The 9,800-nt window shown below is 35.2% G+C and carries 12 protein-coding genes; all 12 read left to right on the forward strand.

Annotated features, from left to right (window positions below; genetic code table 11):
* On the forward strand, positions 1-499 hold a 499-nt coding region (locus tag B0186_RS11585), incomplete at its 5' end, for a hypothetical protein (protein WP_158077942.1).
* On the forward strand, positions 499-891 hold the full coding sequence (locus B0186_RS00575; RefSeq protein WP_078217446.1) for a hypothetical protein: 393 nt from the start codon (positions 499-501) through the stop codon (positions 889-891). The genes B0186_RS11585 and B0186_RS00575, both read left to right, overlap by 1 nt.
* A gap of 97 nt (positions 892-988) precedes the next feature.
* Positions 989-2,365: a hypothetical protein gene (locus B0186_RS11920; protein WP_235817148.1), complete on the forward strand. Its 1,377-nt coding sequence runs from the start codon at positions 989-991 to the stop codon at positions 2,363-2,365.
* Between the two features lie 2 nt (positions 2,366-2,367).
* Positions 2,368-2,748 (forward strand): hypothetical protein, encoded by a 381-nt coding sequence (locus tag B0186_RS00585; RefSeq protein ID WP_078217447.1) that lies wholly within the window; start codon positions 2,368-2,370, stop codon positions 2,746-2,748.
* A complete protein-coding gene (locus B0186_RS00590) occupies positions 2,745-4,928 on the forward strand; it encodes a hemagglutinin repeat-containing protein (protein ID WP_078217448.1) in 2,184 nt (727 codons plus the stop codon). The genes B0186_RS00585 and B0186_RS00590 overlap by 4 nt, the downstream gene beginning before the upstream one ends.
* The gene (locus B0186_RS00595; RefSeq protein WP_078217449.1) at positions 4,925-5,287 is read left to right on the forward strand and encodes a hypothetical protein; all 363 of its coding nucleotides are present in this window, start codon (positions 4,925-4,927) and stop codon (positions 5,285-5,287) included. The genes B0186_RS00590 and B0186_RS00595 overlap by 4 nt, the downstream gene beginning before the upstream one ends.
* 5 nt (positions 5,288-5,292) lie before the next feature.
* A complete protein-coding gene (locus B0186_RS11590; RefSeq protein WP_169832911.1) occupies positions 5,293-5,442 on the forward strand; it encodes a hypothetical protein in 150 nt (49 codons plus the stop codon).
* Between the two features lie 170 nt (positions 5,443-5,612).
* A complete protein-coding gene (locus B0186_RS11925; protein ID WP_235817149.1) occupies positions 5,613-5,807 on the forward strand; it encodes a hypothetical protein in 195 nt (64 codons plus the stop codon).
* Positions 5,808-5,861: 54 nt separating this feature from the next.
* Positions 5,862-7,898, forward strand: coding sequence for a hemagglutinin repeat-containing protein (locus B0186_RS00605; protein ID WP_078217451.1), 2,037 nt, complete (start codon positions 5,862-5,864; stop codon positions 7,896-7,898).
* The gene (locus B0186_RS00610) at positions 7,895-8,233 is read left to right on the forward strand and encodes a hypothetical protein (RefSeq protein WP_078217452.1); all 339 of its coding nucleotides are present in this window, start codon (positions 7,895-7,897) and stop codon (positions 8,231-8,233) included. Before B0186_RS00605 ends, B0186_RS00610 begins: the two co-directional genes overlap by 4 nt.
* Positions 8,234-8,323: 90 nt before the next feature.
* Positions 8,324-8,764 (forward strand): hypothetical protein, encoded by a 441-nt coding sequence (locus B0186_RS00615; protein WP_078217453.1) that lies wholly within the window; start codon positions 8,324-8,326, stop codon positions 8,762-8,764.
* A gap of 46 nt (positions 8,765-8,810) precedes the next feature.
* On the forward strand, positions 8,811-9,800 hold the full coding sequence (locus B0186_RS00620) for a hemagglutinin repeat-containing protein (protein ID WP_078217454.1): 990 nt from the start codon (positions 8,811-8,813) through the stop codon (positions 9,798-9,800).

Genomic DNA, 9,800 nt, shown 5'->3' on the forward strand with positions numbered 1-9,800 from the left:
TTATAAAGATATGAAATTTGATAATACAAGGCTAGAAGCAAATACGGTGGGTACCTCTTATCCAATGAGAAATAGTACTATTGGCGGTGTATTATCAGGAGGATTATATGACCAAGGCTATACAGAGAAAGCAAGTGAACTGTTTAAAGAAGGGAAAGTGAGTTATGCGGTTGCACCGAGGGATAGTGTTGGGACAGGGATAGGATTGCCATTTTTACCGGGTAGATGGAGTTTGCTGATAGGTAATACAGATACGACAGGAAGTAATAATAATGGCATACCTATCTCAGATACTTTGAAAGCACATACTGATGCATATTATAAGGATGAGATGGTTATTGATTTTCTAAATCCTAAAAATTTAAAAATAAGTAAAGAAAATAAAACTGCAGAAAATATAAAAATTTACAATAAAAAAGTATGGGGACAAATAGGACCAAGAACTAAAACTACAGAATTCAATAATGGAAAAATTATAAATAATAAGGAGAAAGAATAGTGAAAAAACTAATTTTATTCTTACCTTTATTTGTAGCAGGGTGTTTTTTGCCTTATATGGGAAATGGTTCTCCACCAGAAACAAAATATTGGCTAAAAAATGGCAAAAAAATGTCTTTTGAGGATATTTCTCATTGTGATAAGCAAGTGTTTCCATATTTAGGTGAACGGTATGAATACCTTTATAGAAAAAGGCAAAAAATAGGGTTTATTGAGTTTTATGAAAATAAAAATGAATCTGAGGAATATGAAAATTATTTAAACAAAGCTTCTAAATTATTGAGTCAATGCTACTATAATTTGGGGTTCCGTTTTAATCCACCTTTAACATGGTGCCTAGCTGAATCAGATAATACAAAAATTTGCTTAGAAAACATGAAGTATAGAAATTGATCTATAGCGGCAGCTACATACGGATTTAAAAGGTGCGGTTATCACTTCAACCAGTCAAGCTGAACAACAAAACAAAAACCGTTTTAGCACAGGTACATTGACGTATTCTGATATTGAAAATCACAGTAGTCATAATGCGAGTGGTTTTGGTATTAGCGGGAGCGTTGCCATGAACTTTGAAGCGCCATTAGGTGATAAAGGTATTGCTCAAAGTAATAAGCAAGCAGTCAATGATAAAGGTGAAAAACTTTATACAAACTCACAAGGTGAGCAAACCACTCAAGCCAAAGGGCAAGATGGTAAAGCAAATAAACCTATATTAGAGACAGGATTGGATTCTTTAACTGGTAGTGTTTCAGCTGGTTTTGGTTCAGATAAAGAAAGTCAGCATTCCCAAACCCAATCAGGTATTGGGACGGCAAATATCCATATTCGAGATGAAAAGTCTCAGTTTGAAAAAACAGGAAAAACAGTTGAGCAAACCTTGTCCGAAATAAAAACAGATACCACAACGGAAACAGCTGAAAGCCGTTCGGGGAAATTGGAAAATACATTTGATAAAGAAAAAGTGATGAAAGAAATTCAAGTGCAAATAAGCACAACTAAAGATTTTCTGGATAATGCTCAAGAAACGAAAGATAAAATTATTGATTATTACCAAGAGCCTAAGCGAAAGGAACTTCGAGAAGCAATAACAGATTGGCATAATGCGAAAACAGAGGATAAAGAACAATATAGAGAAAAGATTGATGAATTAATCAAAGAGATTTACGCACTTGAGCATATTCGCACAGGATTAGATTTAGCAACAGGCATATTAGCTGGAGCCCCAAAAGTGATGTCTGCAAGTACATTGCTTTCAGTTTGGGATGTGGAGGCAAGAAGAGAAACTTTATATAACTCTCTAAAAGCCCCACCAATCGAAGATATTAATGATGAGGGCAGATTATATAGTAATGTCGGACATAATTCAGGGGCATTTGATGGCATTAAGTTGGGCGGAGTGCGAATGAATTATGGTGTGATTTGTGGCACAAATAATGAGCGTTGTGAAACAGATCATCAAGGACATTTGAAATTAAATGAAAGAGGGCATGTGGTGTATAAAGGTGATTCAGGAAAAGAGCCTCGTTATCCTAACATTACTAAACTATTGATGGATAAAAAAGTATCTGGAGGATTGATTGGTGCAACAGGAGGATTCCAAGCAAAAGCTGGAACATTCTTTGGTTTGAGCTATAAGTCAGGTTCTCTTTTAGATAGGGGAATTGAACGTTATGCAGGGCAACATGATTTAGTTGGGGGGCAGTGGCTTTTTTATGATGAAAATGGAAATGGAAAACGAAATTTGACTGAAAAACAACAATTTTGGGTTGACAGAGCATCTGAAGTAGCCGTATTAGGAGTAACTCCAACTGTTCTACCATTAGCCTTACCTATTGAAATAAGATTTTTGTTATTTGGAGTGCGATAAAAATGAAAAAATTAACAGTATTACTTTTTGGTTTTTTACTTAGTGGTTGTTTTATTTATTCAGCTGAAGATGACTGTATTTATGGCTTAACGTCCACACAATGTTTTGGTGATGAATATACGACCATAGCTAGGTTGCAAAAAAGGAATTATTTAGGAAAAACTGATTCGCAACAACGTTGGTATGATTTTGAGAGTTGTGGAGGGAAAGGAAGAGATCCTTATTTAAGGTGGACAAATAGAGAAGAGCATGCTGATCGTGAGGGTATTCTAAGAAATCAGGGAAAAATATTTTGGAATTGTATGGAACAAAAAGGGTATGTTTTTATTGAGGATTGTGGCAGAAAAAACTCTACAACGGATAAAGGAATCTGTAATGAATAGGGTTAGGCTGTAAGGAGTTATATAGCAAAAAATCCACCGCACTTTCAGCGGAAAATGCAATTAACTTACTTGCCAAAGAACAGCATCGTCAAGAACGCAGTAAAAACAAGTCTAGCGGATTTAATGCAGGTGTTGCGGTGAGCTATGGTTCGAATGGCTTTGCTTTTGGCATTACCGCAGGGGGAAATTACGGCAAAGGCTATGGCAATGGCGATGAAACAAGTTGGCTTGCAAGCAAAGTCGGTAGTTTACAAAGTCAAACCTCTTTATCCAGCCAACAAGAAACCAATATCAAAGGCAGTCAAGTATTAGGCAATAAAATCAACCTTACAGCCCAAAATCTCAATATTGAAAGCCTACAAGATACAATGACTTATAAAGGCAAACAAATGAATGCCTCAGGTCAAGTAACGGTAGGCTATGGTTTCTCCGCTAGCGGCAGCTACAACCAATCACAAGTCAATGCAGATTATGCCAGCGTAAAAACACAAGCGGGGTTATTTGCAGGCGATGAAGGTTTTGATGTTGAGGTAGGTAATAAAATAAACCTTATTGGCGGAGCAATCCTTTCTACTGCAGATCAAGAACGAAATTTATTATCTGCTAATAAGTTTAGCTTTACTGATATAAAAAATTATTCAATGGCTAAAGCAAGTTCATCAGGTTTTGGAATGGGATTTTCTATTAATAGAGATCAAACCTCTGCTGAAGATAGAAAAAATAATGAAATCTATCGTTCAAAAAAAGAAAAACAAGGGGAAACATTTGAAAAAGCTAATCCTAATCAAGCGAACCGAAGTCCAGTCCAGTTTGGCTTAGGTACAAACGATGTGCATAGTGCGGATTTTTATGCTCTAGCTAAAATTGGTGTGACAAACTTGTTAAGCAATACTAAAAAATCAGAAAACGATGTAAGTATTACATCATCACTGATTAGTGAAGGTAAGTTTACGATCAAAGATCCTGAAAGTTTGGAGAATACATATCGAATTAACAAATCTACGAAGGAACAAAATAATAGTTTGGAAAAAACTGATTATCATGGATTACAAAAAGAAGTTGAAGGCGATTTATCAATTAAACGAGCATTCTTTTCAAATGTCGCTGGGTTGACCGATGAGGCTTATCGAAAGATGTTTATTGCGGAGCATCGAATGTTAACCGCAAAAGTAGATAAGGAGGGTAATCCAATAAAGGATAAGGATCTTGAAAATGCACTTGATGATGAAGCTCGTAAGTTTGCAGATACACAATTGAAAAAAGGAAAAATTACTAAAGAGGAATACCACCAAACAATTATTAACTATAAAGAGGATCAATTAGGAAAAGGTCGTAATATTTATGAGCTAAGAGAAGTTTCAGACCAAGAGCGTCAAAACCTTAAACAAGTTACTTATACAGATCCTTTAACAGGCAAATCAGAAACCAGATATGTTGTTGCCTTTAATGGTATTTTTAATGATGAAAATGCTGCGGCTAAATTTGCTTGGCAAAACTATGTGGCTCAACAAGGTAAATCAGGCAAAATAGATACTCGTATCTATAAAGATGTGTATTTTGTACATCATCCTGAAGCGAATAATTTTGTTTCAGAATTATTGGTGGCGGGTTATGAAAAAATGTTTGAAGGATCTTTTGGAAATATCTTAGGAATGGATAATTCCAGCCTGCAAGCAAAAGATATAATGACTAGATACGGTAAAGATAATCTATTTATTGGTTCTCACAGCCGAGGGACTTTAACTATTACAAACGCATTAAATGCTTTAGATACACAAGAAAATCGTGATGCGAAACTACTTTCTGGCACAAAAATTAAAATGGTGGGCCCTGCTGCCAATGTAACTCATGCCGATAAGGTTCTGAGCAAATTACAAACAGGTAAAGAAAGAAGTAGCTCTGAGGGTTCAATTCGTATTGAAAATCACGAACAAGATCCTGTTGGTAGTATTCCTCTGATTTTAGGAGGGAATCCAGCAACAATGAATGACAATACCAAAAATCGTCAATGGGGTGAAAGAATAGCTGATATGTTTGGTAATGATTCATCTATGCATAATTGCTATGGTTTAGGACAAAAGCAGTGCGTAAAAGATGGTTATCGTAAAGAAGAGGATTTATTAATGAATAAAGAGCAAACTATTTATGATTTAAATAAGAAACAAGGAGAGAAAAAATGAAAACTATCATAGTTATGATATGTGGTGTAATTTTTTTAAGTGGTTGTTCTTTTGGTGGGTTTCAACCACCAAAAATGTATTATATCTGGTTACCTGGAAAAGGTTTTTATACCGCCACAGGAGAACGTAAGTTTGATGATATATATTCTTTACGTTCCAGACATATGAGAGCTTGCGACATAGATCCTGTCGTGGGAGAAAGTATTGTAGCAGAAGCAAATTTATGTTTAGAACAGAAAGGATGGTATTTAGAAGGTGGTCCAGTTTGTGAAAATGAATTGATGTGGGATCAAGAGGTATGTATAGCTTGGCGTAAAAAACATAGCCGCCCTGATGCTAAACCTTGGGGAACAAAATAGCTGATATGTTTGGCGATGATTCATCTATGCATAATTGCTATGGTTTAGGGCAGCCTCAATGTATAACAGATGGTTATCGTAAAAAAGAAGATTTATTAATGAATAAAGAGCAAACTATTTATGATTTAAATAAGAAACAAGGAGAGAAAAAATGAAAACTATCATAGTTATAATATGTGGTGTAATTTTTTTAAGTGGTTGTTCTTTTGGTGGGTTTCAACCTCCAAAACCCTATTATAGGTGGCGACTTCATAATGCTGTTAATCTATACCCCCCTTCACAAAAAGATAGTTTTCATGAATATTTAACTCGACGAGAGAAGGATATGAGAGCTTGCGACATAGATCCTGTCGTAGGAGAAAGTATTGTAGCAGAAGCAAATTTATGTTTAGAACAGAAAGGATGGTATTTAGAAGGTGGTCCAGTTTGTGAAAATGAATTGATGTGGGATCAAGAGGTATGTATAGCTTGGCGTAAAAAACATAGCCACCCTGATGCTAAACCTTGGGGAACAAAATAGCTGATATGTTTGGTGATGTATAAAGATATTTTTAACGAGTAACGTTTTAGCTTAGTGAAAACTGATGTAAATGCAGGAGAAAGTTCTGATATTAATGTCGTGGGTTCCTACATAAGTGGTAAAAAATCCACCGCACTTTCAGCGGAAAATGCAATTAATTTACTTGCCAAAGGGCAATATCATCAAGAGCGTAGTAAAAACAAATCCAGCGGATTTAATGCAGGTGTTGCTATTGCTTATAACAATGGCTTTGCTTTTGGCATTACCGCAGGGGGAAATTACGGTAAAGGCTATGGTAATGGCGATGAAACAAGTTGGCTTGCAAGTAAAGTCGGCAGTTTACAAAGTCAAACCTCTTTATCTAGCCAAAAAGAAACCAATATCAAAGGCAGTCAAGTGTTAGGCAATAAAATCAACCTCAAAGCCCAAAATCTCAATATTGAAAGCCTACAAGATACAATGACCTACAAAGGCAAACAGCAAAATGTTTCAGCACAGGCTACCGTAGGATATGGAGCCTCAATAAGTGGCAGCTACAACCAATCTAAAGTAAATGCAGATTATACCAGCGTAAAAACACAAGCGGGGTTATTTGCAGGCAATGAAGGTTTTGATGTTGAGGTTAAAAAGCATACTGATTTAAAAGGTGCGGTTATCACTTCAACCAATCAAGCTGAACAACAAAACAAAAACCGTTTTAGCACAGGTACATTGACTTATTCTGATATTGAAAATCACAGTAGTCATAATGCGAGTGGGTTTGGATTAAGTGGTGGTGTTACTGTCAGTGGTGGAGATGCAGCTAAAGAAGTTGGTGGCGTTAAGCTAAAACAAATAGGGCAAAACCACAAAGACGGTTCTTCCAAAGTGGAGTTTAGTGGTGTGGCTGGCGTTGGCTCACAGGGTAACTGGGGAATTGCCAAAGGTTTAGCGACAGCATTAGCAGGCTATGTTAATGACAAAGGCAGTGAAAATGGCTATACCACAAGTGCAATCACTACTTCAAATATCCAAATTCAAGACAATCAAGCTCAACAAAGCTTAACAGGCAAAACAGCAAAACAAACTGCCGAAGAAATTAACCGCACTTATGTTCATCAAGATGTTAATAAGACAGATGTAGCGAAAGTGCGGTCAGATTTAGAGCAAGATTTAGCGATTGCAGGGGATTTTGTGGATAAGTTGAGTGATCGGGGAGATGTAATTCATTACAAGATGGAAAAGAATGAGGATTCTCTCTTTTCTATTCAAAATCAAACGCAAGATTGCAACCATTTATCTTGTTTAGACTTCAATAAGGATAACTCACAAGAGTTAAAAGAAATTATCTATGGAGAAGCTATTTTAACTGATGAGCAAGCTCGATTGTTAAGTAAAGTGGCTACTGCGGGTATGTTGAATTTAGAGAGAAAAGATAAAGTTTCAAGTGCTATTTTGTACGATGATGATTTAGGCTCTTTAAGTGAAACAGGCGTTATTGCTAACAGGGGAAGTGCTGGAAAAGTTAATGAATTTCTGTTTACTATTTTTGAGCGTTTTAGGGCTTGGGCAGATGTTCCAAGTGTTTTTGGTGCATCAAATGCAACAAGAGATAAAGTGCAGATTTTGAAAAAATTAGATGAATATAATGCTTATGTGGAAAAACAACGTAAATCAGCTATTAATGCTACATCCTTGTCTCATAGTTTAGGTGTTTCAGGTGATAAAAACACATTAAATTGGGTAAGACATTTAAACTTAAGCTTTCCTAATACGGAAATGTCCTATTTACATTTAGGTGGTTCTTATCCATCAGAAGAAATTGATAAAGAGGCGAAAGCATTATTTAAGAATGTAAAAACGAGATATATAGGTGTTGATGGCGATACGGTTTATTCAGGTATTTGGGGTTATTTTATTGGAAATAATAAAAATGCTACACCTAATAGGGCTAATTTACCGTTTTTAACGGTTCATACAATCGCAAATCAGAATATTAATAACTTGAAGTTTGTTGATGTGGAAGACCCTGAAGAAGTTAAGAAACTTTTAGAAAGAATATATCCTAATGATGGAATTAGAAAATTTAACTTTTTAGGAGGGGAACAATGAAAAAATGCATAGTTCTTTTTTCTATTTTTTCTTTATGTGGTTGCCTAGATTTTTTCCTTTATAGAGAAAATTATACTATCGATAGGATGGGGTATTGGGTAGATTACAAAACAGAGAAAAAAGTCAAAGCAGGAATTTATAAAATTTGTAGCAACTATTCTAAGATAAAATTAAATGAGAAGGGTATAGTTTTTAATTATGATAATCTTCCACTTTATTATGAAGAATATGGAAAATGTTTATACAACAAAGGATTTAGATTCAGAACGACTAGTTGGCTTTATTGCTACCATAAAAAAGAAAAATGTGAAATATATAATAAATATAGGAAATAAATTGAAACATTACAACTGCTCCTTTTGCAGTATCAGATTTATTATCTTCTGATATGGTAGAAATCCTAATGAAAATTGGAGGAAATTAAAATGAAGTTTCCTAAATTATTTATTTCTGTTCTTTTGTTAAGTGGGTGCCACTATCATGATGGATGTTTTTACAACTTTCAACAAGTTACTTGTTATTATGGCGTTTCAGATATAGGTCAACTGCAAAAAAAAGAAACATTAGGATTTACTGATACTAATGAACGTTGGAAGGATTTAGAGAAATGTGGTGGTTTTAGAGTTGATAATGGCTATTTTTATACTTATTTATCTGAAGACGTAAATACTAATCCTAAAAAATACGAGAAAAAGTATTATGAACTTTTTCGTGAGAGACAACATGATGAAAACGACTTTTCAAAGGAGCCTGTTTTTGTAGAATTTAATTACTTAAAAGAAGTCTACGCTTGTATGAAACGAAAAGGGTATATTCTTATAGATAAGTATGAATGTAAAAAATCAAAAATATGTAATTATCCTTAAGATTATGAATATTCTATCTTGAACAAAGTAGGGCTTTGCCTTCGGCATTACCGCAGGGGGAAATTACGGTAAAGGCTATGGCAATGGCGATGAAACAAGTTGGCTTGCAAGCAAAGTCGGCAGTTTACAAAGTCAAACCTCTTTATCTAGCCAAAAAGAAACCAATATCAAAGGCAGTCAAGTGTTAGGCAATAAAATCAACCTCACAGCCCAAAATCTCAATATTGAAAGCCTACAAGATACAATGACCTACAAAGGCAAGCAGCAAAATGTTTCAGATCAAGTAACGGTAGGTTATGGTTTCTCCGCTAGCGGCAGCTACAACCAATCTAAAGTCAATGCTGATTATACCAGCGTAAAAACACAAGCGGGGTTATTTGCTGGTGATGAAGGTTTTGATGTTGAGATTAAAGCACATACGGATTTAAAAGGTGCGGTAATCACTTCAATCAATCAAGCAGAACAACAAAACAAAAACCGTTGTAGCACAGGTACATTGACGTATTCTGATATTCAAAATCACAGTAGTCATAATGCGAGTGGGTTTGGTATTAACGGAAGCGTTGCTATGAACTTTGAAACACCATTAGGTGATAAAGGTATTGCTCAAAGTAATAAGCAAGCGGTCAATGATAAGGGTGAAAAACTTTATACAAACTCACAAGGTGAGCAAACTAATCAAGCCAAAGGGCAAGATGGTAAAGCAAATAAACCTATATTAGAGACAGGATTGGATTCTTTAACTGGTAGTGTTTCAGCTGGTTTTGGTTCAGATAAAGAAAGTCAGCATTCTCAAACCCAATCAGGTATTGGGACGGCAAATATCTATATTCGAGATGAAAAGGCTCAGCTTGAAAAAACAGGAAAAACGGTTGAGCAAACATTATCTGAAATAAAAACAGATACCACAACTGAAACAGCTGAAAGCCGTTCAGGGAAATTGGAAAATACATTTGATAAAGAAAAGGTCTTGAAAGAGCTAAATATACAGGTAAAAGCTACACAAGATTTTGACCCTATCCCAAATTCTGTGTAA

It is taken from the genome of Canicola haemoglobinophilus (genome assembly GCF_002015075.1).
GTDB lineage: Bacteria > Pseudomonadota > Gammaproteobacteria > Enterobacterales > Pasteurellaceae > Canicola > Canicola haemoglobinophilus.

What these genes read in the sequence shown, in the direction of transcription:
- B0186_RS11925 (WP_235817149.1), top strand. Translation starts at nt 5,613, where the DNA reads ATGAGAGCTTGCGACATAGATCCTGTCGTAGGAGAAAGTATTGTAGCA.
- B0186_RS00595 (WP_078217449.1), top strand. Translation starts at nt 4,925, where the DNA reads ATGAAAACTATCATAGTTATGATATGTGGTGTAATTTTTTTAAGTGGT.
- B0186_RS00585 (WP_078217447.1), top strand. Translation starts at nt 2,368, where the DNA reads ATGAAAAAATTAACAGTATTACTTTTTGGTTTTTTACTTAGTGGTTGT.
- B0186_RS11590 (WP_169832911.1), top strand. Translation starts at nt 5,293, where the DNA reads ATGTTTGGCGATGATTCATCTATGCATAATTGCTATGGTTTAGGGCAG.
- B0186_RS00610 (WP_078217452.1), top strand. Translation starts at nt 7,895, where the DNA reads ATGAAAAAATGCATAGTTCTTTTTTCTATTTTTTCTTTATGTGGTTGC.
- B0186_RS00615 (WP_078217453.1), top strand. Translation starts at nt 8,324, where the DNA reads ATGAAGTTTCCTAAATTATTTATTTCTGTTCTTTTGTTAAGTGGGTGC.